This window comes from Oceanobacter sp. ABM4_470 (assembly GCF_056158645.1).
The window spans coordinates 390,996-413,460 of the sequence record NZ_JBSWTR010000002.1 but is presented as its reverse complement, the minus strand read 5'-3'; the positions used below and the strand labels follow the sequence as shown (position 1 = coordinate 413,460).

The window sequence follows — 22,465 nt, the reverse complement described above, 5'->3', positions numbered from 1 at the left end:
GCAGTGTAGCGGCCTGTTGCAGGCTTGTCAGTGGTCTGGCCAGCGCAGCTTTTTTCTGGCGATCTGTTCGATCTGTTGCCTGCTTCTGACCAAACGACAGATCAACGACGCGCTTTACGACGCACCGCACTGGTCGAGAAGTCTTTTTCACCCAGTCCGGTATCAAAGAAGCGGAAGGTCTCACCGCGTTCGTTATCCATGCCTTCAACATAATAACGGCGCGACGGGAAGTCGTAGGTTACTTCAAGAGTCGTGAACACCATTTGCTGATCGTAATAGTTAATCAGATGGCCTTCGGTTACCTGCACCAGCTCGCCATGACGGTCGTATTCTTCGGCATACACAATCGACCAGGAGTCTTCATCCAGATAGTAGCGGCGCTTGGTGTACTTGTGGTTGAAGCCCACCCGCAGGTTGGCTTCGATTACCCACACCCGGTGTGGCTCGTAGCGCAACAACGACGAGTTAACGTGATGCTCACCCAGAATCTGGTCCAGTGTCAGGTCGCCCTGATGCACCCGATAAGCGTTGTAAGGAATGTAGACTTCCTGCTTACCGATCAGGGTCCAGTCGTAATAGTCCGGCGCGCCGTTGAACATATCGACCTGATCAATGGTGCGCAGCGACTGGGTGTTTGGGTCCGGGGTGTCGTAGGCCAAATCCGGCGTTCGGCGCAAGCGGCGGGAACCGGCGGTGTAAATCCATGACTTACGCGGCGAACGCACCTGATCCAGCGTTTCATGCACCAAGGTCAATGAGCCCGCCTGATGGGACGGCGAAATGGTCTCCCGCGTCAGCAAGAACACCTTGTTGTCCAGGTCTTGCGGCTCGAGGCCAGGCTGACTGTATTTAAAGAAGTAGTTGTATTCCCGCACGGTATCCATGCGGCCACCGTTTTCGGTAATCAGCGAGCTGGCCGCTTCGTAAGAGACGGTGTGGCCGCGAAAGCGTAGGGTGTGGTTCCACAACACTTCAAGGCCATTCTCCGGAATCGGAAACGGCGAACTCATGGTCGCCCCGGATACCCCCGAGCCATATTCCAGCAGCGTAGCCCGCTGCACATTGGTGGCAATGGCGTCGTAGACGTACTTGGGGTAAGACGCCGTTCGGTGCGACGGATACACCTGCATCTGGTAGTCCGGGAATCGCTGCAGCATTTTTTGCTGCCCCGCCGTCAAACGTTCAAGGTGATCGGCCATGTTGCCTGAATTAATCAGCAACACCGGCGTTTCGTTGGCAAACGGATCGGGATGATACGGCGTTGGCCAAGGGCCACTGTCTTCGGCCAGACCGCCATTCCAGGCCGGGATATCACTGCCGTTACCGGCTCGTTCAGCGCCAACCGGAGTCAGGTCTTGCTGTAAGCGGTCAATGTCAGCGATTTGCGCCTGCGATGGGGCCACCAGCGACAGCCACAGGGCCGCCGTTGCGAATACCGGCGCAGTCGCGAATGAGGCCAACGTGGCACGGGAAGCAGGCCGCGATATTCGGCCATGACGATGGTTTGGGAGTGTTCTCATGGTTCAGCCTACTCTGGTGCCCGGTCTCGCATCCCTCGCAAGAGAGTGGCTGCCGTGCTTGTTATTGTTGTTATCAGAACAACGAGATTAAACAGAGCCTCAACCCCAATCAATTTGATGTTACACAAAGATAACAACTCAATCCCGAGGCTGATCGAACCGATGGAGCCAACTCATACTTTCGAGTGATCAGTACATAAAAGCGGCCAAAACCACCCAAAAACCGCCATAAAAAACAACCTTTTTGCATCAAAGTATCAATAACGAAATCAGCGAATCCCGTTGTAGGGATTGCAGCTCGACGGTAGAGATACCTTTTGCCTGCGCCAGACGTTCGGCCAGTAGAGGAATCAGCCTGGGGGAATTACGCCGTTGCGGCCACACCAGTGGCGTCATGTCGGGTGCGTCAGTTTCCAGTAGCCAACTATCGACCGGCAACGCATCCACCGTGCGCTGCAACTTGAGGGCTCGGTCGGACAGATACAAACCGCCCAGTCCCAGTTTGAACCCCAATTCCAGATAGCGCCGGGCTTGCTGTTCGCTGCCATTAAAGGCGTGAACCACACCACCGTGCGCAAAGCCTGTACGTCGAATCGCCGCGGCAATCTGATCATGGGCTCCCACGCCGTGCATAATCACCGGCAAACGGTGCTGCTTGGCCAGCTGCAGTTGTGCATCGAACAGAGATAACTGGGCATGCCGTTCGGCATCGCTGGTGTGTTTGCGAAAATCCAGCCCAAACTCCCCCACCGCCACCAGCCCGTCATCGCAACAGTGGGCTTGATGGAGCGCCGCATCCAGCCAGTCGAGATCGGTTTGCTGGTGCTGCGCCAGAAAATAGGGGTGCAATCCCAATGCATACAGCCAGGGCCTCTGCTGACACAGGGTGGCCACCGCCTGCCCTTGCTGTCGGCCGATGCCGGGAATGATTAAGCCGCAAATGCCCTGTTGCTGGGCCAGCTGCCACTCCTGATCGCGGTCAGGGTCAAAATCCGGGAAGTCAAAATGGCAGTGCGAATCGATCCAGCCAGCGGATTCCAGCACTGCCTTGGATTTTTTCTTCATTTCGCAACTCGCTTACAGTGCATTGGGTTATAAAAAATGGCCATCAACGCGCTCTATTCTGACCGCCAGCGGCAAGGCTTGTCGCCGATAACGGATTTCAGGCGTCAATTTATTGGTGGCTTATTTGGTCATATTCGAACCGAATACTGTCACCAACCAATAAAAGCTCATAAAAGAGCTTTAATTATCTGTAATTGGCCACTGCGGTTTGCCAAAACAGACAAAATGCGGATTTGGCAAAGCCATTGCAAGCTAAGACCAAGGGAGCAGGAGCACGCAGGGAACATCCATGGCAAGGTAAGAATCGACTAGTATCAGGATTAGGAATGGCTCAGGGTTGTCAAAGAAAAAACTAGTCATTTGTTGCCAGTGTGCTATTCCTATCAACACGATGATTACAGGAGGTATGTGATGAAACTCACACCTCAAGAGCTGAGAGACACCATCATTCGCCCAACCTTGAAGTATCTGGATTCAGAATCCGTTGGCGTCGAAAACTTTCTGATGGCCCTCGCACAAATGCGACAACAGCAGCACACCGACGACAACGTGTGCCCGTTGTACCCCATCGACAGCGCCATGCACCGGGTGGTGTGGGATCAGCATCTGGCCTACGACCCGGACCGTGCCAGCCTGATTCGTGGACTGGCATCGCAGCGCCAGTTTCTGGTCGACCCGGACACCGAGCTGACCACCAATCTGGCTTACGCCACCGCCATCGCCTGGGCTTCCTACGTTGCCTATCCGAATTCCCGCCAAACCGTGCCGGGTACTTAAGGACCCTGTGAATAACCCGGCACGTGTTTCAGATCATAGCTTCAAGTGGTCTTTTACCGCCTCCCAAAGCGCGCTGTAGTTTTTCGCAAACGGTACGTGCGGCAAACATTCCACAATCGGAGCCTGCATCTCCAGCATGCGCTCGGCACTGGCTGAGTGGCCAATATAAATTGGCAACAGCTCGTCCAGTTTTGGCGCTTGTTCTTTGGCCCATTGCACATGGGCCGCTTTGCGGCGATCGATCTGGGTAACAAATGGCAACCACTGCTTTTTCTTCACCCAGTCCAGATGCTCCTTGCTTTGCTCATAGGCACGAATCGACAATACCGATGGTTCAATAGGCACCAGTATGCGATCACAAGCCTGCAAAATGCCTTCTATCTGGGGGCTAAGAATGGGCGGGCAATCAAAAATCACCAGCTCGTAATCCTCGCCCAGCCGATCAATGGCACTGGCGGCAGAGTCCCGCGCGGTTTTCTTGTCGGCGACGCTTTGATGAAACTTGCGCAGGGAGATATCCGCTGCCAAAACGTCGAGTTTGTCGTAGGGCGTTTTATGAATAAATCGTCCTATTGGCTTTCCTTCGCTCCAGACCTTGTCCTGTTTACGATCCGACTCCACACCCAGCAACCAGGTGGCTGCACCTTGAGGGTCAAGATCCCAAACCAGGGTACGAACAGAGCTTCTGGCGGCCATGGCTGCAAGGTTGACGGCAGTGGTGGTTTTACCAACCCCACCTTTCAACTGGAATACCGCTAACGCTCTCAATCTGGTCATCCTTTTCTGTTTAATCGATCAGTCTACCATCGAAATTTTACAAGCGTCTTACTGTCAATCCGGTCAATAAATCACCTGTTTTATAGCGCGATCCCAGCCCCGCTGGTTAATCCTGAGCCGGGAAACGGATGCCACAACCACCCAGGCCGCAATAACCGTTGGGGTTCTTGGCCAAATATTGCTGATGGTAAGACTCGGCCATGTAATAGGTGATGCCGGTAAGAATTTCGGTGGTAATGTCAAGCTGTCCGGCCGCGGTCAGTGCCCGCTGGTAGGCGGCTTTGCTGGCCATCACCGCGTCCAGTTCCTGCTCGTCCGACAGGTAGATGCCACTGCGATACTGGGTGCCAATATCATTACCCTGACGCATGCCCTGGGTCGGATCATGACGTTCCCAGAAAACACCCAACAGAGCTTCCAGCGATACCTGACGCGGGTCATACCAGATCCGAACCAGCTCATTGTGACCGGTCATGCCGGTACACACTTCATCGTATGTCGGGTTGGGGGTATGGCCAGCGCCATAGCCAACCGAGGTGGAATACACGCCATCCAGATTCCAGAACGCCCGTTCGGCGCCCCAGAAACAGCCCATGCCCACAGTCAGTTCGCGCATGCCACTGGGGCAAGCTCCGGCAATACGATGTCCCGATACAAAGTGGTGCGTCGACGTTTGCAGCGGTTCGCTGCGGCCAGGCAAAGCTTCTTCAGCGGATGGGATGGCCATTAACTTGGGACGCCACATGGTCGGGTTCTCCTGCCGGGTCGGGTATAGTGAGCGATCACGGATTCATTATGAGCAGGTTATGACATTAAACGCCTCCCGACTATCCCTGTACTTTCATGGCACTGGCAGCGGTGGCCATCTGGCCCTTGGCAGTGCGGCGGCGACGCTGGAGATCGACGGCGACGCAGCGCTGCTGATCGACTGCGGTCCGGGAACGCTGGCCAGTTATCAACAGGCCCATGACAAACTGCCTCACGCCATCTTCATGACCCACGCTCACATGGATCACATTGCCGATCTGGAAATTCTGACGGTGCGCGCCAGACTGCAAAATCAGGCTCCTATTCCGATCTTTGTGCCGCTGGAAATCATTGCGACCCTGCACCAGCGATTGGCGACCTACCCCGGCAGCATGGCAGAGGGTGACCACAACTTCTGGCAGTCCTTCCAGTTGATTCCGGTGACCGACAGCTTTCATTGGGCCGGTTTGAATTTCTCGCTCTATGCTGCCCGTCATCACGCACCCGGTTCGGCCTGGAGCCTGCATTTGCCCGGCCGCTTCTTCTACAGTGGCGACACCCGACCAATCCCGGAGATACTGAACCATTGCCTGACCGGCAACGAGGTTGTGTTTCATGACTGCGGCCTGATGGCCAACCCTTCCCACACCGGCCTCGACGACCTGCAACGGGAATACCCAGCCGCCTTGCGCCAGCGACTGGTGCTGTATCACTACGCCAATCAGCAAGCTGGCGACGCTCTGCGTGACGCTGGCTATCAGGTAGCCTCACCGCAACAGCGTTTCGATATTCCGGGCTGAAGGCAATGACCAGTCAGGCTGAGCACACATCAGACACACAGCAGGACAACAACCCCGGCGAGCATTTGGCTATCTTACAGCACCACTTTGCGCAGCTGTTTGCCGGAGCCCATGTGACCGCCACACACTCCCGTGCCTGCCCTGAAATCCGTCTGTGGCTGGCCGCCCCCGACTGCCTGAGCCGCCGTTTCAGCGCGGCCGAACAACTGGCGATTGCCAGCGATCCAGCTTATTGGAGCGTGTGCTGGCCCGGCGGTCTGGCACTAGCGCGCTATCTGCTGGATAACCCGACCCGTGTCGCTGGCAAGTCGGTGATGGATATTGGCGCGGGTTCCGGCATTGTCGCCATCGCCGCCGCACTGGCGGGCGCCCGACGAGTGATTGCCTGCGATCTCGACCCCATCGCTCTGCATGCTTGCGCTGCCAATGCGGCCTTGAACGGCGTCGAGCTGGAGTTACTGCAAGACTTTCAACAAGCAGGCGAGGTGGATTTGATCACCGCCGCCGACCTGTTGTACGACGACAGTAATCAAGCCTTGCTGGACGCCTTTCAACGTCAGGCCAGGGACATTTGGCTGGCGGAGTCCCGTGCCGGGGACATTCAGCATGCCGACTATTCACTGTTAGCCAGCGCCGACTTCCCCACCGAACCGGACATTCAACAAACCGACTTTTATCAGCGGGTACAGCTTTATCGCCGCCGAGTCGGTTAGTGTCTTTTAAGCTACTTTTTACAGCACTTTAATAAGATGCGTTATCGGTGATCTGGCTCGTTCAACGTCACGCTGCCCGCCATCACCTGCAAGGTTTTGGCTTGCGCCGACAAGACTCCGTAGTCGGTGCTGGCAATGGTATCGACGAAGTTCCATTCACAGCTGGCGCTTTGCTGAGTAAAGGTCACCAGCATATAACCGCGATTACCGGCATTGAGGTATTCAAGGTGATCCACCAGCAGTGAAATCACTTGCTCAAAGCTGGCTTGCAGCGCACCGGTGGTATCAGCGCCAAAACCGGCGTAAACCTCCAGCCCCGGCGACGTCACCGACGGCGTCGCAAACTCAACCCCCAATGGGCTGGTATCGGTTTCCCCTGTCAGCAAGTTGACCGGATACAGGTAGCTCGACCAGGCGTTGTGGGTATCCCCCGCCAGCGATACCAGATTGACATCACCCCGGCTGGCAGCAGCGGCTTTGATCAGACTGAACAGCGCGGTCCGGGCAACTTCGTAGCCATCCCAGGCATCCAGATTATAAGGCGCAACCGTATTTACCCGGGCAATCTGTTCCGCCGTTAACGTCGCTTCGTAGCCCGCAGCCATGGTGCCCTTGATGGTTGCCAGCTCACTCAGGGAAGTCAGCAGCTGTTGCTGCAATGCCGCGGCAGTGGCGCTGTCGCTGGTGGCTTGCAGCTGACCTAATAACAGCAGTAATTCCTGTGGAATGTACATGCGGCCCATCAGCACCTGCTGACCCAAGACATCCCAACGGGCACCGGAAGATGCCAGACTGTTGTTCAGCCAGGCCGACTGGGCACTGCCCAGAAGCGTCCGCGAAGTGTCCGACATCGCAGCGGTAAACGCCGCGCTATCAATGCCTTCTGCGGTGACGTAATCGTTGTAGCTGAGTTGTTCGCTACGAGCGACGATACGGGTGTCCAGCATGTGCAAACGCACCAGCTCACCAAAGTCGAAGTTGCGATAAATGATCGAGTTATCCGCGCCGGTACGAATAGGCAGCCATTCGTGATAGGCCTGCAAGGCCGCCGCTCGGCGCTCGGAAAAACTGCCTTCGGTGGTGTCATCGTGGTTTTCGGCACCATTCAGCCAGGTGTCGTTGGCCAGCTCATGGTCATCCCAGACACAAATAAATGGCTTCGCGGCATGGGCAGCCTGCAACTGGGCGTCGGTGCGATATTGCGCGTAACGATGACGGTATTGGCTCAGCGTAAGAATTTCCGCCGCCGGTTCTGGCTGACGGCCTTCGGCGTCTTCGGTCGGGTATTCATTGGAGCCGTATTCGTAAATGTAATCACCAAGATGAATCACCGCATCGGCGGCGCTGTTGGCAATTTCCTGATACACGTTGAACCGGCCAGCGGCAAAGTTGGCGCAGGAACACACCGCCAGTTTCACGCTATCGACCGCCCCCTCAGGGAGGGTTTTGGTGGTGCCAATCGCAGAGGTTTCACCATCGCTACCGTTGAACCGGTAATAGTAGATGGTGTTCGCGGCCAAACCGGTGACGTCGATTTTCACCGTGTAGTCGCGTTCTGAGTCCGTGATCACAGAGCCCGCCGACACCACATTGGTCATGGCTGCGTCGGTCGCGACTTCGTAAAACACTTCCGCCTGATCAAGGCTTGTGCCACTGCCGTCGTCATAAGGGGTTACCCGGGTCCAGAGAATCACCGCATCGGCCAATGGGTCACCGGAGGCGATACCGTGACCAAATACAAAGGAAGCGTAACGGGTAACCGGCTCCAGGGTGTCGGTGTTGCTGTCGTTGTCATCGTCACCAAAACAACCACTGAGTACCGCAGGAACAGTAATGGCACCGGCGGTTCCGGCAGAAGCTTTCAGAAAACGACGACGGCTGAATTCAGGTTTACCTGACATAGTGATGTCTCTCTCATCTTATTACAGACAAGGGACCCTCTGAATAACTCGGTGCCCGCTCTGGATGACAGGGCGACGCTGAATCACGAAGCTGATTTGCAGGCCTGACGGGTCAAGTCAAAAATCAGCGACATAGAGTCAGCAATGCCCTGCCATCCCCGTAGGGCGCGGCCTGCAGGCCGCCAGAACGGTGTTGGCGAACCTGCGCGGCCCGATTTGAAAAGGACTCGTCATTTCGCTGCATTCGCCGCCTTGTTCTGACAATCTGCAGGACTCGCGCAGAGCTGTGCAGAGTTATTCAGAGGGTCCCAAGGGAACCGGCGGCGCGACAATGCTCCTGGACCATGCCCCTTTATTGGAGGAGCCATAGTGTGGAATCACTGTTAAAAAATTAAGACAGTCGTTTGAATTCGCGCACTAGCTTGAAGCGGGCCGCTACTTTACACTCTACGGCCTTTTTAGAACGGCCAGGACCGGTGGAATGCTAGATCAAAGCGCACTGTCACAACTGAAAAACCTCAAGCAAGAAATTCATAACAGCATTCCTCGATTCGAAGGCAAGGTTCGCTCGACGGCCGGACGCTTTGGTTTTGTAGTGACAGACGATAATCAACAGTACTACCTGTCTCCTGAAGAGATGGAAAAAGTGCTGCCAGGCGACCGCGTCGCGTTCCGCGTTGAGCAAGTGGATGAGAAGAAATCCCAGGCGCTGATCGAAAAGCTGATTTCCACCGAGCTTGACCGTTTCTGTGGCCAGTACATCGTCAAAGGCAAAGGCCACTTTATTCAGCCAGATCACCCGGCTCTGAACCGCTGGATCTTTGTGCCGCCCAAGCTGCGCAACAAGGCCGAAGACGGCATGCTGGTGTCCGGTAAGCTGAGCCAACACCCTTACCCAAGCGGCAAGGCCCAGGCTCAGGTTTCCGAGCTGATTGGCAAGGCCGACGAAAGCGGCATCGAAAACCGTTTTATGCAAGCCAAGTGGGAACTCCAGGGTGAGTTCAGCGAAGCCGAATTGAACGCTGCCAACGCTCTGGTTGAACAGGGTCTGGAAGCTGCCCAGGCTGGCCGCACCGACCTTAATGACGTTGCCTTCGTCACCATCGATTCCGCCTCAACCCGCGATCTGGATGACGCCCTGAGCGCAACCGCCAACGACAACGGCTGGCTGCTGCAAGTGGCCATCGCCGATCCGGCTGCTGTGATTGCTCAGGGCTCGGAACTCGACCTGGCCGCTCAAGCCCGTGCGACTTCTGCCTACTTCCCGGGTCAGGTGTTGCCAATGCTACCAGCCGTGCTGTCTGAACAGCTGTGCTCGCTGCAACAGGATCAGCCACGCATGGCGTTGGTGGCGGATATTCAGGTTTGCAACGACGGTGCCAGCGAGCTGCTGCAATTGCGTCAGGCGGTGATCACCAACAAAGCCAAGCTGAGCTACGTTCAGGTAGCGGAATTCCTTGCCGACCACAGCAGCGGCCAGATCCCTGCGAATGTAACCGACTCCCTGCAAGCGCTGGGCGACTGCTTCAGGGCACTGGCCAGCCATCGTCATCAAACGGCACTGACCATGGACGACCGTCCGGACTACCGTCTGGTGATGGACGAACACGGCAAGGTGCAGGAGATCCTGCGTCAGGATCGCAACGATGCCCAAAAGCTGGTGGAAGAGTGCATGCTGGTCTGCAACCGCCTCTGCGCCGAATGGCTGGACGCCCGAGAGACAGGCATTTTTGTACAGCACAACGGCATTCGCACCGAACGCATCGGCGACGTTGCCAGCATGCTGAAAGAATCACTGGCGCTGGAGAGCAAGCCGAAGTTCAAGACGCTGGAAGATTATGTTGGCTATATGCAACAAGCCAACGTCCACGAAGGCCCACTGGCGCTGCGTGACATCATCAGCCGTCAGCTTGACCGCAGCACCCTGACCACCGAGCGTACCCCGCACATGGGTCTGGGCTTCCAGCGTTACACCACCATGACGTCGCCACTGCGCAAGTACAACGACCTGCTGGTGCACCGTCTGATTGCCACCCTGCTGCAGGAACAAGCCGTTGAAGCGCCAGCGCAGGAAGTCCTGACTGATATTCAGGACAAACAGACCCGTGCCCGTGTCGCCGCTAATCAGTCTGAGCAATGGCTCAAGCTGCAATGGTTGCAAACCTTGCCAGCGGAAGCGGAATTCGACGCCACCATCCACTACGCCAACCAGAGCAGCATCACCGTGCGCCTCGAAGACTTTGGTATTGATGGTCAGATTGATCGCCGTAAAGCCAAGGACTGGAGCTTCCAGAGCAAAACCCTCAGCCACGTGAAAGGCGAAGAGCGTTTTGATATCGGCCAGATGGTTCGGGTGAAAGTAGAAAGCCTGAATCCGCAAAACCGCGAATTGAAACTGGCGCTAGTTAAGTAAGTATAAATTGCCATAGGGCTCTACAGGCTTTGTAAAAGCCCTGTATAGCCCTTTGGGGGACATCTATTTAATCCGGTGCTCACTCTGGGCTGCCGGATGGTTTCGAATCACGAAGCCGACTTGTAGGCCTGACGGGTCAAGTCAAAAGTCGGCGACACAGAGTCGAGATCATTCGGCAGCCCCCGCAGGGCGCGGGTTGCCGCCGCCCAGTGCTGTGTTGACGAACTTGAAAAGACTCGACCGGACAGGTTCGTCATTTCGCTGCATTCGTCGCCTTGCACTGAACAACGGCAACACTCGCGCAGAGCCGTGCAGGATTAAATAGATGTCCCCCTTTGGTGATGTTCGTCTGATATTCTGCGTCCAGCGCAAGATAGCGCCTAAACGCAAACCACAAAAAAAGCCCGCTCTGTTAAACAGTGCGGGCTTTTTTGCTGATCAGGCGAGTGAACAGAGATTCGGATATTCCGACGATCAGGATTTCCAGCCTTTTACGGTTTCAATACCGTGTTCTGCAATCCACTGATCCAATTGACGCGGGTTACGCTTGATCTTCTCAACTGTTTCACTGGTATGTGGGTTGGTGTATGCACCTACTTCCAGTTTTGGCTTGTTAGCCGCAACCGCTTTCTTGCCGCCTTTGGCTGCACGGTTAGCTGCTTTTTCGAAATGCTTGCGCAGGCTGTTATAAATAGCAGAAGGAGCTTCCTGCTTGGCCATATCAGTAATCCACTTCTCGATTTGCTCGGAGCGGGATACATACAGCTCGTCTTCAGTCAGAGAACGCTCTTCACACAGGCGTTTGATTTCAGCGTCGAACTGCTTCAGGCCTTCGAGTTTTTTCTCGTGATCTTTTTTCAGCTGCTCCAGCTCCATAATCTTCTGCTGGTGCTGCTGAATTTGCTTTTCAATATCGGTATCCAGGATGCTCATATTCACCTCTACAACTTTCAGTTTTAAGCCATAGTTTCCTGTGCAGACCAATCCATGGGCCAGATGCAACAGGTATTATTATCAAATCATGCTTTCAGGAGAAGCCTACCTGAAATTTCCGCATATAATAAACTGATAATATAAACTTATACAATGATTCGTTGGCGTCAAGGCGATATCCATAAAATAAACACAATTACCCAAACCGCATATAAGAGTTCACAAAGTGGTCGATTCAGACATCCTGGGCCACCAAAAAAAACAGCCATGAAATCAGTGGTTTGTAATCCAGGTCTTTTCAATCCCAGATGTTTCCTGACTTGCACGTCAGAAAAAACCGCCGTGAGATTAACCTTTCAGCAACGCATTGTTGCAAAGACCCAAATCCTGACAGGGCTCCTTGTTCATCAAAATGATACACATTACCATCGCCAAAATTACCTCTCCCGTCTACACAGGCGCCCCCTCATGACCAAGACTCTGGATCAAGCCGCGATAGGCTCATCCGTAACGGTAACCGGGTTTACCCATACGGACGCGCAATTCCGCCGCAAATTACTGGCTCTGGGTATTGTTCCCGGAACGGAAGTCGAAATAAAACGAGTGGCCCCGCTGGGCGACCCTATTCAACTGGTATTAAAAGGTCGCTCTGTCAGCCTGCGTAAAACAGAAGCCGCCATTCTGCTAGTGGAGGGCTTTGCATGAAGCCTGCCACCATTGGCCTGATCGGTAACCCCAACTGCGGCAAGACCACCCTCTTTAACCAGCTGACCGGCGCCCGCCAGAAAGTCGGTAACTGGCCAGGCGTCACCGTGGAAAAGAAAGAAGGCGCCATATCCATTCAGCAGCAGCGTCATATATTGGTGGATTTGCCGGGCACCTATGCGCTCGACAGCAATGACCATGAATTGTCGCTGGATGAACGTATCGCCCGCGAGTTTGTGTTGTCGCAAGAGTCGGATCTGGTGATCAATATTGTTGATGGCAGTAATCTGGAGCGCAATCTGTATCTCAGCAGTCAGTTGCTGGATATGGGCGTACCCATGATTATCGCCGTCAATATGCTGGATGTCGCCGAGCGGGAAGGCCTGCATATCGATACCACCAAAATGTCGAAGCTGCTGGGCGTACCGGTTGTTCCTATTGTTGCAGCGCAAGGCGAAGGTATTGATGAATTACGCCAGGTTATCGGCAACACCTTGCAACATGCCACTGCGCCGACGCCTGTTTGGCAAGCCAGCGGATTACTGCAACAAGCCCTGAATGAATTATCCGCATTAATACCAAATGATGATTCTCCACGCTGGCACGCGGTCAGTGCATTGGAAAGTCAGGAATACGGTAATGCCGATTTGCATCAGTCTGGTGAGCAGTGGCGATTAACACTGGAAGCGGAATACGAACAGCCGATAGACGTTATTTTGGCCAACTCCCGTTACCAGACCCTGCAAGGTATTACTCGTCAAATCAGTCATCGCACAGAACACAAGAAAACCATTACCGAGAAGATTGATAGTATTGTGATCAATCGATACATCGGTATCCCGTTCTTTTTTGCCGTGATGTACCTGATGTTCACCTTCGCCATCAACATTGGCGGCGCCTTTATTGATTTCTTCGACATCGCCTCTGCGGCGATATTTGTCGATGGCTTCCGTTACCTGCTGGAAGCCATATCCCTGCCCGCCTGGTTGGTAACCTTGTTGGCTGATGGCTTTGGCGGTGGTATTCAGCTGGTCGCCACCTTTATTCCCATTATTGGTGGTCTGTATCTGTTTTTATCCATTATCGAAGATTCCGGTTATATGGCCCGCGCTGCGTTTGTGATGGACCGCCTGATGCGCGCAGTTGGCTTACCCGGTAAATCCTTTGTGCCATTGATCGTCGGCTTCGGCTGCAACGTCCCGTCGGTGATGGCCGCCCGCACCATGGACACCCACAAGGACCGTCTGCTGACCATTGCCATGGCGCCTTTTATGTCCTGTGGTGCCCGGCTGTCAGTATTCGCCCTGTTTGCCGCCGCCTTTTTCTCGGACAGCGGTGCCACCATGGTATTCAGCCTCTATGTTCTGGGCATCGCCATGGCGCTGCTCACCGGTCTGGCGTTGAAGCACACCCTGTTCAAACCGGAACTGACGCCGTTTGTGATGGAGCTGCCGGCTTACCACATTCCGACCGTACGAGGCGTGCTGTTGAAAACCTGGGAGCGCCTGCGTTCGTTTATCCGCCGCGCCGGTAAGACCATCATCATGGTGGTGACCATTCTGTCGTTCCTGAACTCCATCGGTACCGACGGCAGCTTTGGCAACGAAAACAACGAGAAGTCTGTACTGTCTGAAATCGCTCGTGTCACCACCCCGGTACTGGCGCCATTGGGCGTAGAAGAAGACAACTGGCCCGCCACTGTGGGCATCATTACCGGTATCTTCGCCAAGGAAGCCGTGGTAGGTACGCTGGATGCGCTTTATAACCCGGAAGATGCAGAAGCAGGCGGCGAATACGATTTGTGGGGATCACTGCAAGAAGCCGTATTAACCATTCCGGCCAACCTGATCGACGTTTCCAACAACCTGCTCGACCCGCTGGGACTGGGCCTTGTTGGTGCTGACCAAACCGTTGAACAAGGCGTTCACAACGGTACTTTTACGGCCATGGAGCAGTTGTTCGGTAGCCAACTGGCAGCGTTCTCTTATCTGGTGTTTGTGCTGCTGTACACGCCGTGTGTGGCGACCCTGGGAGCCATGGTACGGGAAGCCGGTATGCGCTGGATGTTGTTTGTGGCGGGCTGGAGCACAGGCTTGGCTTACACCACAGCGGTGATTGTGTATCAGATTGGCAGCCTCGGCGTGCACCCGGTCAGCTCGGTGATCTGGGTACTCGCCTGTGGCTTCTTTATTGGCGGCTGTTTATGGCAAATACGCCGCCACGCCCAAAAACGCGATGCCGCGCTGATTCCGCTGACCAGCGTCGGCTAGGGACACTCTGAAAAACTCGGTGCCCGCTCTGGATGACAGGGCGACGCTGAATCACGAAGCTGATTTGCAGGCCTGACGGGTCAAGTCAAAAATCAGCGACACAGAGTCAGCAATGCCCTGCCATCCCCGCAGGGCGCGGCCTGCAGCCCGCCAGAACGGTGTTGGCGAATTTGGAAAGGACTGGTCATTCCGCTGCATTCGCCGCCTTGTTCTGACAACCTGCAGGACTCGCGCACGACTGCATGGATGCAGGAGGTAGGGCGAAGCAGGAAGCCAGAGCCGAGAGCTGTGCAGAGTTGTTTAGAGGGTCCCTAGCATCATGCAGGTCGGGCGCGGCTGTGCTTGTCACCAATGACGGCATAGTCCGCGCCGCCCAGGCGCGACAGCGGGTTCAGCTCATCGGCGCCAATCTGTTTGCGGTCTTTCACCTCAACCAACACCTCATCGGCAACGTACAGGTGTTCGACTTCCAGAAACACAATGTGCTGCGGTGCCGCACCTAAATCCACGTGCTGTTGATAGCGGCAGCCGTAGGCAACATCCACTCCGTCAATGCGTGGCAGCGGGTATTCGTCCCCGGCGACCGTCTGCAAAGGCACCGTGCTCAGGCCAGCCTCTACAACCTCACTGACACCTGCATCCAGTGTTGCGGCTGAAGAGTTCACCGAATCGATATGACGCAGCGATGGCACATGCACAACCGCATGTCCCGTGCGCTGAATATTGGCCCAGGTGTCCTTGGGAATACCGGCTTCCTTATTACCCACCGACACCACCAGCGTTGGCGGATTGGAACAAACCGGCGTAAAGAAGGAAAACGGCGCCAGGTTGTGAGAACCATCCTGGTTTTCAGTCAGAATCCAGGCGATAGGCCGAGGCATGATCGACTGCGTCATCAGGAAGTAGCGTTGTCCGGCGGATGTGTCTGAAAAATCGTAAAGCATAAAGAACTCCCTGAGCTGAAAAGAAACCTCTGAATCACCGCCATGCTACCGTCAACCAACAAGGCCGTCACCGCAACAGGCTTTTACACCCCGGCAAAGCCGGTTGCTGTTACAGTGGCCACCACCCAACTGCCCTGTTCAGGTTGATTATGCTTTCCCTGCCATCCCTGTTTCCTTTACTCGCGATTATCGTCAGCCTGCTGGCCTGGCAAGACCCCGCTCCCTTGATCGGCTGGAAAGGAGCCGTCGTGCCCTTGTTGGTGGTGATCATGTTCTGCATGGGGCTGACACTTCGCTGGCAGGATTTCCGCCGCATTGCCCGCAAACCCAAACCACTGGTACTGGGCGTGTGTTTGCAGTTTCTCAGCATGCCGTTACTCGGCTGGCTGTTGGGCAAGGCCTTGCAGTTGCCCGATGACATCGCGCTGGGGCTGATTGTGGTCGGCTGTTGTGCTGGCGGCACAGCATCCAACGTGATTACCTACCTGGCCGGTGGCGATGTGGCACTGTCGATCAGCATGACACTGGCTTCGACCCTCGCGGGCGTGGTGCTGACGCCATTAATGCTGCAATGGTATGCCGCCGCCAATGTCAGCATCGACACCCTGTTGATTCTGATCGCCACCGCCAAGATGGTGGTCATTCCGCTGCTGGCCGGGTTGTTGGTATCCCGTTGGCTACCCCAATGGCGCCGCGCGTTGCTGCCTCATCTGGGGAACATTGCCACACTGGCGATTCTGACGGTGATTGCCATTATCGTGGCCTTGAACGCCGAAGAACTGGGCGTAGTCGGATTAACGACCCTGATCGCCGTCATAGGCCACAACCTGGGTGGCTTGCTTATTGGCTATTTGGGAGGCCGCCTAAGTGGCTGTACCGAGGCCGAAGCCCGCACTCTGGCCATTGAAGTGGGCATGCAAAATTCCGGCTTGGGCGCAGCTCTGGCGCTGAAGTTTTTCACCCCGATGGTCGCCTTGCCAGCGGCCCTGTTCAGCTGCTGGCACAACGTCAGCGGCTCGTTGGTCGCCGCTTTATGCCGTTACCTGACCCGCCAAAGGGTCAAGCAGGCGTCAGCGGCCAACAGCTTCAAATCCGGCTCCAGCAGCCATGCTTCTGCCGTCAGGGAGCACGAAACCTGAGCACCTTCAGGCCGCTGGTTTCTGTGGCTTCCACGAAGGCGTCCGGATTGGCAATGCGCTCAATGAACTGCCAGTCCGGGCACTCTTGCGTAACCACATCCAACAGGAAGTCGGCGCCCAGTTCGGGGGCGTTCAGGCACAACAGCAGCTCTGCCTGCGGTGCCAGATAGTCACGCAGTCGACGCACCAGCCTCGGATAGTCCTTGCGAATATCGACACTGCCTTTCTGGAAGGTTGGTGGATCGGATATCACCAGATCGTACGGGCCGTGCTTTTTAAGGCGTCCGAACGAACGGAAAATATCCACACCTTCAAACACCACCCGACTCAGGTCATGGTCGTTCAGACGATGATTGTCACGGCCAATCGACAGTGCCCGCTTGCTCATATCGAAATTGACGACCTTCTCGGCGCCACCGGCCAATGCCGCAACCGAGAACCCGCAGGTGTAGGAAAACAGGTTCAAGACCCGTTTGCCCTGCGCCTGTTGTTTCACCCACAAGCGGCCATTGGCCATGTCAGGAAACAGGCCAATATTCTGGAATTTGCCAAAGTTCAGGCCGTACTTCAGGCCATGTTCTTCCACCGTAAGGGAGTCGGGTAATTGTCCCACCAGTGCTTCCATTGGTGCCATGGATTCGTGGCGATACTGGGCGATCACGGTGTCGCATTCATCAATGGCAGCGAACAGCTCATTGGCTAACGCCTGTAAACGCTCGGCATCTTCGGCTTCATAGAGGGTGATAAACACCACCGGCGCGTACCAGTCGATATTGATGTGATGCAGTCCCGGCCAGGCATGGCCACGGCCGTGGAACAGTCGCGAGGCTTGATTTGAGACAGGTAATACGTAGGGGATATCAGATTTGCTGCACATATACTCACCAGCCAATACGGCTGAGACAAGAAAAATTCCGGCGTACCATGAAAATTAGCGTGTATGTGCCTGAGAAAAACAAAATACAGCGCCATAACGCACAAATTGAACAAAGCGGGCAACTATTGCTCAAGAAGCCTTGGTACGACCACGCGGGTAGGCTACTATGCCTAAGCGTTTCATGTAAGCGCTATTGGCGAGTACCGTACCACTCACAGAGTAAGCAGGAACTGGTCGATAACGGCATTGCTTACCGGTTCAAGCCAGTACCACAGTGCCACTAACGCATTAATCGGCTTCGGCCAGCACTACCCAAGGAAATACCAATGGCAGATCAAGTTCAGGGCACTGTAAAGTGGTTCAACGATGAAAAAGGTTTCGGCTTCATTGAGCAGGAATCCGGTAAAGACGTTTTCGTACACTACAGCGCCATCAACGGCAATGGCCGTCGCTCCCTGCAAGAAGGTCAGAAAGTGACCATGGAAGTGAGCCAGGGCCAGAAAGGTCCTCAAGCTGAAAACGTTACTCCGCTGTAATCAGTTTCAGCAATCAGAGAGTGGGTTCCCACTCTCTGATTCTTTCCCCTTCGCAGCCCTGCTGCACCTCTTCTTTCCAGTCACGCATCCATCTTTCGGGCTTCAGGCATGATAGATCAAGGCGAACTGTTTGATATTCCCAATCCTTGCATCGGCATTTGTACCGTTAATAACAAAGGGTACTGCAAAGGCTGTTTACGCAACCGCAAGGAACGCCAGCACTGGTATGAGTTCTCGCCGTTTCAGAAGCAGTTAATCATCAATTTGTGCGACAAGCGCCGCCAGAAAATTCTTGCTGGCCGGACAGCTGCCTTGATTGAGGAACCGGAGGCGGAATACGAAGTGTCACCGCAAGCCGAACTGTTTGCTGCTGATGCCCCTGTCGTCGATGCCGATACCGATAAGCCAGACGCCAACAACACGGTCGGCCCAGAAGCAGAAAAAACAACGCCAGAAAAAGCAGCTCAAGAAAGCACAGTTAAAGAAAACAAGACTCGAGAAAACCCCGCTCAGAACAACACAGAGCAAACAGCAAAGCCCCAGCAAACAAAACCTGCTGAGCAGCAAGACAGCCCAGTCGTCGTCAACGATCAAGGCCAGATGGGACTGTTCTGATTAAACAGCCGCCTGCGATTCTGACTGAAAATAGCGGAGCCACTCCAACGTACGTGGCGTCGCCATCGAAGGATGATATTCAGCGCCAACCCAGCCCTGATAATCACTGTGTTGAATGGTTTTGAACACCTGTTCGAAATCAATCCGTCCAGTGCCCGGCTCATGTCGCCCGGGCATATCGGCAAACTGGATATGACCAATCCGCGTCGCATGACGTTTCAGAAACCCAGTGACATCCACCCCCATACGTGCCATGTGATAAACATCGAACTGGGCTTTGATATTCGGGTGTTGCAGCTGCGCCATAATGGCCAGCATTTCACGCCCGGTGCAGATCATGAAATCCGGCATATCAAACCGGTTAATGGCCTCAAACGTGGTGGTAATTCCGAACGGAGCAAAACTGTCGGCGGTAATTTTAAGATTGCGAAGAAAGGTTTGCAGGTATTCCTCGCGACGCTCCGGTTGCTGACAACGGCCCGGTAACACGTTCACCGTAGGAACCTTCAAGGCACGGGCATATGACAGGCATTCCACCACAGCCGCAGCGTATTCCGCTGCCTTGCCCGGCACACTGGCAATGCCTTCACCGCCTTCCATCAGGTCACCGGCCGGCAGGTTAATCAGCACCAGCTTGAGGTCGTTGTCCATCAACTGGCGCTTGATATCGGCAATGGGATATTGATATGGGAATTGAATTTCAACCGCTCGAAAGCCGTCGCGACGGGCTGCTGTAAAGCGTTTCAGAAAGGGCAATTCGCTGTATAACAGCGACAGATTAGCGCTCGCCTTCATGCTTGGCCTCCGCGTACAGCTGCACCAGCGTGGCCGGGTCCTGATCGGCAAACCCCCGGCTGGCATGTTGTCGCATCAGCTCCGCACCCAGCCCCGCCATCGGCGTCGCACTGTGAGAGGCATGCGCCAATGTGCGCGCCAGATCCAGGTCTTTCAGCAGGGTTTTCACGTGCCATTTGATCTCGTCAAATTCGCGATTGGCCATTTTCGGGCCAGTAAGCTGCAACGGAATGCTGTCGGCAAAGCCACCTTGCAGAGCCGTCGGAATCATATCTGCACGCACACCGGACTTTTCAGCCAACGCCATGACTTCTGCCATCACCAGCACATTGCAACTGACCAGCATTTGGTTGCAGACCTTGGTCACCTGACCGGAGCCCACCGGCCCCATATGGGTATGACGCTGGCCCAGTACCGCCAATAAAGGCGCAACACGCTCAAGCGCCTCGGTATCGGCGCCTACCATGATCGCCAATGTGCCTTGCTCGGCACCGGCTACACCGCCAGATACCGGCGCATCGACCCAGTCAGCACCGGTTTGCTGTTTCAGACGCGCAGCCATCACCCGGGTGGCCTGGGGATCAATACTGGAGAAGTCGACCAGAGTGTGTCGGTCGGTCATCGACGCGGCCACCCCGTGCTCGGCAAAAACCACCGCCTCTACCGCCACGGTGTCGGTCACGCACAGCATCACCACGTCGCTGTTGCTGACCAGCTCGGCAATGGAGTCTGAGGCAATTGCGCCGTTGGCAACCACCGCAGCCAGTTTGTTGGCCGATCGATTCCACACACGAACACAATGGCCGGCAGCCAGCAGACGCTGGGTCATCGGGACCCCCATTAATCCCATGCCGATAAAGCCAATGTTCACGTGTAAAACACTCCGTTCTGAATTAAGTGTCAATAATATCAAAGAGTTACTGACTTTAAACCAAGTTTGTCCGACGTTTGCGGATAGCTGACCTATGCTTAGTGAAGCATCTGTTTAAGCCCGCGCCGCTGGTCGCGGGCTTAAACAGATGCTCCCCAAACCCCCTCGCCGATAGGAAGTAACAGTTATGAGCATGGCTACTATTTTCGCTGAGTCCCGACAGCTGCCTCATATTCCGAAAGTTGTACAGGAACTGATTGAGTCATTCCGTGACGAAAACGCCAACGCCGATGAAATCAGCCGCAAAGTGGCAATGGATCAGGCGCTGACCGCCAAAGTACTGCGGTTAGCCAACTCGGCTCACTACGGTTTATCACGACAGGTTTCTTCTCCACAAGATGCGATTGTACTGCTCGGCCTCAGCACCTTGCGCACCATGGTACTCGCTTCTGGCGTCACATCGGCAATTAAAATGCCTGCCGGTGTTGATCCAAAAGCATTTTGGAGGGATTCCTTCTCCGTCGCGTCGCTGGCCAAATGGTTGGCCAAGTACATGCCCGACTGCGATAAGGAGACGGCTTTTACCTGCGGAATGTTACATTCTATCGGCTCCATGCTGATTCATGTGGTGATGCCGGAAGAAGCCAGCCGTATTGAAGACGCCGTTCGACTGGGCAGCCAGCGCCACACCGCCGAACAGGCTCAGCTGGGATTCACCTCGGCCGAAGTCGGTGCTGAACTGGCCAAGCGCTGGAAATTCCCCAGCGAAATCCAACAAGCCATTCACGACCAATGCAATCCGGAGCTTGAGCAGCCATTCTCGAACCTGGGCGGTTTGCTGCACATAGCCAAATTCCTCCACTGTGCCCATGAAGCCGATATGAGCGAAGAAGAACTGGTTAAGAAGTTCCCGGTTCGCACAGCCCGTCAGATTGGTCTGGACCTGCGTGAAATTCGCAATGCACTGGAAGAATGCCGGGACCTGGAGTCCGGTTTTGAAGAAATTCTGGGCGACTGATACGTCGTATTGAGCGTTTTATCCGGCAGCTCTTGGCGAGGCTGCCGGCTTTATCACTCAACTTATCTGATTTATATCCACACTCAGTCAGCAAACCACTGCTGACTGAGCGCGACTCGCTGCGCAGCCGGACGCCTCAATTCGGCGTCGGTTAATGCATCGATTTTACGCAAACCTGGCAACAGCCCTTTGCCATTGGCCATTTGAATGGCCAGCCCCGGGCGAGCGTTCAGTTCCAGCAACATCGGGCCTTTGTCGCGGTCGATGACCACATCGGTGCCGATGTACCCCAACCCCGTCATTTCATAACAGCCCGCTGCCAGGTTAAGTAGCTCATCCCATTGCGGAATCACCAGCTCGGACAGGCGTTCGAGCGTGTCCGGATGGGCCTGCACCAGCTTACCGTGCATCACGCCATTGATTGCCCGCCCTGTCTTCAACGACAACCCGACCCCAACCGCGCCTTGGTGCAGGTTGGCCTTACCGTCGGATTCCCGCGTCGCCAGCCGGGTCATCGCCATTACCGGAAATCCCCGGCACACAATCACCCGGATATCCGGCACACCCTCGAAGGAATAGTTGGCCAGCGAGTCATCAAAGCGGATGCAGTGTTCAATAATGGCAACGTCCTGGGCACCGCCCAGACTGTAGAGCCCGGCCAGAATATTCGATACATGACGCTGAACATCCTGTAAGGTTACACGGTCACCACTGGCCTTGATCCAGCCATCGCCGTCATGTTCCTGAATCACCAGAATGCCCTTGCCGCCCGAGCCCTTGGCCGGCTTGATCACAAAGGACTCGAGTCCTTGCAGGTGCTTGCTGAGCATCGAGACCTGATGCTGTGAGTCAATCACACCGATCAATTCCGGCACCGCAATCTGGTATTGCTGGGCCAGCTGTTTGGTCTTCAGCTTGTTATCCACCAGAGGAAACAAGCGGCGCTGGTTATAACGACCAATATAGAGGCGATTGCGGGCATTCATGCCCAGCACCCCTTGCCGGCTCATGGAGCGGTAAGCACCGAACATTTCGCCAATGCCAGCGAG

Annotated in this window: 21 protein-coding genes; 10 read left to right on the top strand and 11 right to left on the bottom strand. The window is 55.2% G+C overall.

The window, feature by feature from the left end; translation table 11 throughout:
• Positions 1–101: 101 nt before the first annotated feature.
• Both ACXADJ_RS18585 and ACXADJ_RS18580 read right to left on the bottom strand, forming a co-directional pair.
• Complete coding sequence (locus ACXADJ_RS18585; RefSeq protein WP_475068955.1) at positions 102–1,520, bottom strand: DUF1329 domain-containing protein; 1,419 nt, start codon at positions 1,518–1,520, stop codon at positions 102–104.
• 249 nt (positions 1,521–1,769) lie between these two features.
• Positions 1,770–2,585: a TatD family hydrolase gene (locus ACXADJ_RS18580; RefSeq protein ID WP_475068954.1), complete on the bottom strand. Its 816-nt coding sequence runs from the start codon at positions 2,583–2,585 to the stop codon at positions 1,770–1,772.
• 411 nt (positions 2,586–2,996) lie between these two features.
• Between ACXADJ_RS18580 and ACXADJ_RS18575 the strand changes: the two genes are divergently transcribed.
• Positions 2,997–3,362 carry a hypothetical protein gene (locus tag ACXADJ_RS18575; RefSeq protein WP_051219034.1) on the top strand — a complete coding sequence of 122 codons (366 nt, stop codon included), beginning with the start codon at positions 2,997–2,999 and terminating at the stop codon, positions 3,360–3,362.
• 33 nt (positions 3,363–3,395) lie between these two features.
• Here ACXADJ_RS18575 and ACXADJ_RS18570 read toward each other — a convergent pair whose 3' ends face one another.
• Both ACXADJ_RS18570 and msrA read right to left on the bottom strand, forming a co-directional pair.
• On the bottom strand, positions 3,396–4,139 hold the full coding sequence (locus tag ACXADJ_RS18570) for a ParA family protein (protein ID WP_028293052.1): 744 nt from the start codon (positions 4,137–4,139) through the stop codon (positions 3,396–3,398).
• A gap of 106 nt (positions 4,140–4,245) precedes the next feature.
• Positions 4,246–4,884: a peptide-methionine (S)-S-oxide reductase MsrA gene (gene msrA / locus ACXADJ_RS18565; protein WP_475068951.1), complete on the bottom strand. Its 639-nt coding sequence runs from the start codon at positions 4,882–4,884 to the stop codon at positions 4,246–4,248.
• A gap of 61 nt (positions 4,885–4,945) precedes the next feature.
• On the opposite strand from msrA, the gene ACXADJ_RS18560 reads away from it, so the two are divergent.
• Entirely contained in the window at positions 4,946–5,686 is a 741-nt protein-coding gene (locus ACXADJ_RS18560; protein WP_475068949.1) for an MBL fold metallo-hydrolase, read from the top strand.
• 5 nt (positions 5,687–5,691) lie between these two features.
• Positions 5,692–6,399 (top strand): 50S ribosomal protein L11 methyltransferase, encoded by a 708-nt coding sequence (locus ACXADJ_RS18555; protein ID WP_475068947.1) that lies wholly within the window; start codon positions 5,692–5,694, stop codon positions 6,397–6,399.
• Between the two features lie 41 nt (positions 6,400–6,440).
• Here ACXADJ_RS18555 and ACXADJ_RS18550 read toward each other — a convergent pair whose 3' ends face one another.
• Positions 6,441–8,300, bottom strand: coding sequence for an alkaline phosphatase D family protein (locus ACXADJ_RS18550; protein ID WP_475068945.1), 1,860 nt, complete (start codon positions 8,298–8,300; stop codon positions 6,441–6,443).
• Between the two features lie 481 nt (positions 8,301–8,781).
• Here ACXADJ_RS18550 and ACXADJ_RS18545 point away from each other — a divergent pair, with 481 nt between their 5' ends.
• Positions 8,782–10,713, top strand: coding sequence for a VacB/RNase II family 3'-5' exoribonuclease (locus tag ACXADJ_RS18545; RefSeq protein ID WP_475068943.1), 1,932 nt, complete (start codon positions 8,782–8,784; stop codon positions 10,711–10,713).
• Positions 10,714–11,187: 474 nt separating this feature from the next.
• Here the strand turns inward: ACXADJ_RS18545 and ACXADJ_RS18540 are convergent, their stop codons facing one another.
• Positions 11,188–11,646, bottom strand: a complete 459-nt coding sequence (locus ACXADJ_RS18540; RefSeq protein ID WP_475068940.1) for a hypothetical protein — start codon at positions 11,644–11,646, stop codon at positions 11,188–11,190.
• A gap of 468 nt (positions 11,647–12,114) precedes the next feature.
• On the opposite strand from ACXADJ_RS18540, the gene ACXADJ_RS18535 reads away from it, so the two are divergent.
• Both ACXADJ_RS18535 and feoB read left to right on the top strand, forming a co-directional pair.
• Complete coding sequence (locus ACXADJ_RS18535) at positions 12,115–12,351, top strand: FeoA family protein (protein WP_475068938.1); 237 nt, start codon at positions 12,115–12,117, stop codon at positions 12,349–12,351.
• Entirely contained in the window at positions 12,348–14,621 is a 2,274-nt protein-coding gene (gene feoB / locus ACXADJ_RS18530; RefSeq protein WP_475068936.1) for a Fe(2+) transporter permease subunit FeoB, read from the top strand. The genes ACXADJ_RS18535 and feoB overlap by 4 nt, the downstream gene beginning before the upstream one ends.
• A gap of 317 nt (positions 14,622–14,938) precedes the next feature.
• Here the strand turns inward: feoB and ACXADJ_RS18525 are convergent, their stop codons facing one another.
• The gene (locus ACXADJ_RS18525) at positions 14,939–15,565 is read right to left on the bottom strand and encodes a flavin reductase family protein (protein ID WP_475068934.1); all 627 of its coding nucleotides are present in this window, start codon (positions 15,563–15,565) and stop codon (positions 14,939–14,941) included.
• A gap of 149 nt (positions 15,566–15,714) precedes the next feature.
• Here ACXADJ_RS18525 and ACXADJ_RS18520 point away from each other — a divergent pair, with 149 nt between their 5' ends.
• On the top strand, positions 15,715–16,704 hold the full coding sequence (locus ACXADJ_RS18520; RefSeq protein WP_475068932.1) for a bile acid:sodium symporter family protein: 990 nt from the start codon (positions 15,715–15,717) through the stop codon (positions 16,702–16,704).
• On the opposite strand, the gene ACXADJ_RS18515 is transcribed toward ACXADJ_RS18520, so the two are convergent.
• On the bottom strand, positions 16,685–17,581 hold the full coding sequence (locus ACXADJ_RS18515) for a class I SAM-dependent methyltransferase (RefSeq protein ID WP_475068930.1): 897 nt from the start codon (positions 17,579–17,581) through the stop codon (positions 16,685–16,687). The two genes, ACXADJ_RS18520 and ACXADJ_RS18515, sit on opposite strands and share 20 nt — an antisense overlap.
• Before the next feature lie 326 nt (positions 17,582–17,907).
• Between ACXADJ_RS18515 and ACXADJ_RS18510 the strand changes: the two genes are divergently transcribed.
• Both ACXADJ_RS18510 and ACXADJ_RS18505 read left to right on the top strand, forming a co-directional pair.
• Positions 17,908–18,117 (top strand): cold-shock protein, encoded by a 210-nt coding sequence (locus ACXADJ_RS18510; RefSeq protein ID WP_028293042.1) that lies wholly within the window; start codon positions 17,908–17,910, stop codon positions 18,115–18,117.
• Between the two features lie 108 nt (positions 18,118–18,225).
• A complete protein-coding gene (locus ACXADJ_RS18505) occupies positions 18,226–18,732 on the top strand; it encodes a DUF1289 domain-containing protein (RefSeq protein WP_475068927.1) in 507 nt (168 codons plus the stop codon).
• On the opposite strand, the gene ACXADJ_RS18500 is transcribed toward ACXADJ_RS18505, so the two are convergent.
• Entirely contained in the window at positions 18,733–19,527 is a 795-nt protein-coding gene (locus tag ACXADJ_RS18500) for a hydroxypyruvate isomerase family protein (RefSeq protein WP_028293041.1), read from the bottom strand.
• On the bottom strand, positions 19,511–20,398 hold the full coding sequence (locus ACXADJ_RS18495; RefSeq protein ID WP_475068925.1) for an NAD(P)-dependent oxidoreductase: 888 nt from the start codon (positions 20,396–20,398) through the stop codon (positions 19,511–19,513). Before ACXADJ_RS18495 ends, ACXADJ_RS18500 begins: the two co-directional genes overlap by 17 nt.
• A 187-nt stretch (positions 20,399–20,585) precedes the next feature.
• Here ACXADJ_RS18495 and ACXADJ_RS18490 point away from each other — a divergent pair, with 187 nt between their 5' ends.
• On the top strand, positions 20,586–21,416 hold the full coding sequence (locus tag ACXADJ_RS18490) for an HDOD domain-containing protein (protein WP_051219031.1): 831 nt from the start codon (positions 20,586–20,588) through the stop codon (positions 21,414–21,416).
• Between the two features lie 83 nt (positions 21,417–21,499).
• Here the strand turns inward: ACXADJ_RS18490 and ACXADJ_RS18485 are convergent, their stop codons facing one another.
• Entirely contained in the window at positions 21,500–22,447 is a 948-nt protein-coding gene (locus tag ACXADJ_RS18485) for an alpha-L-glutamate ligase-like protein (protein ID WP_475069139.1), read from the bottom strand.
• Positions 22,448–22,465: the final 18 nt, after the last annotated feature.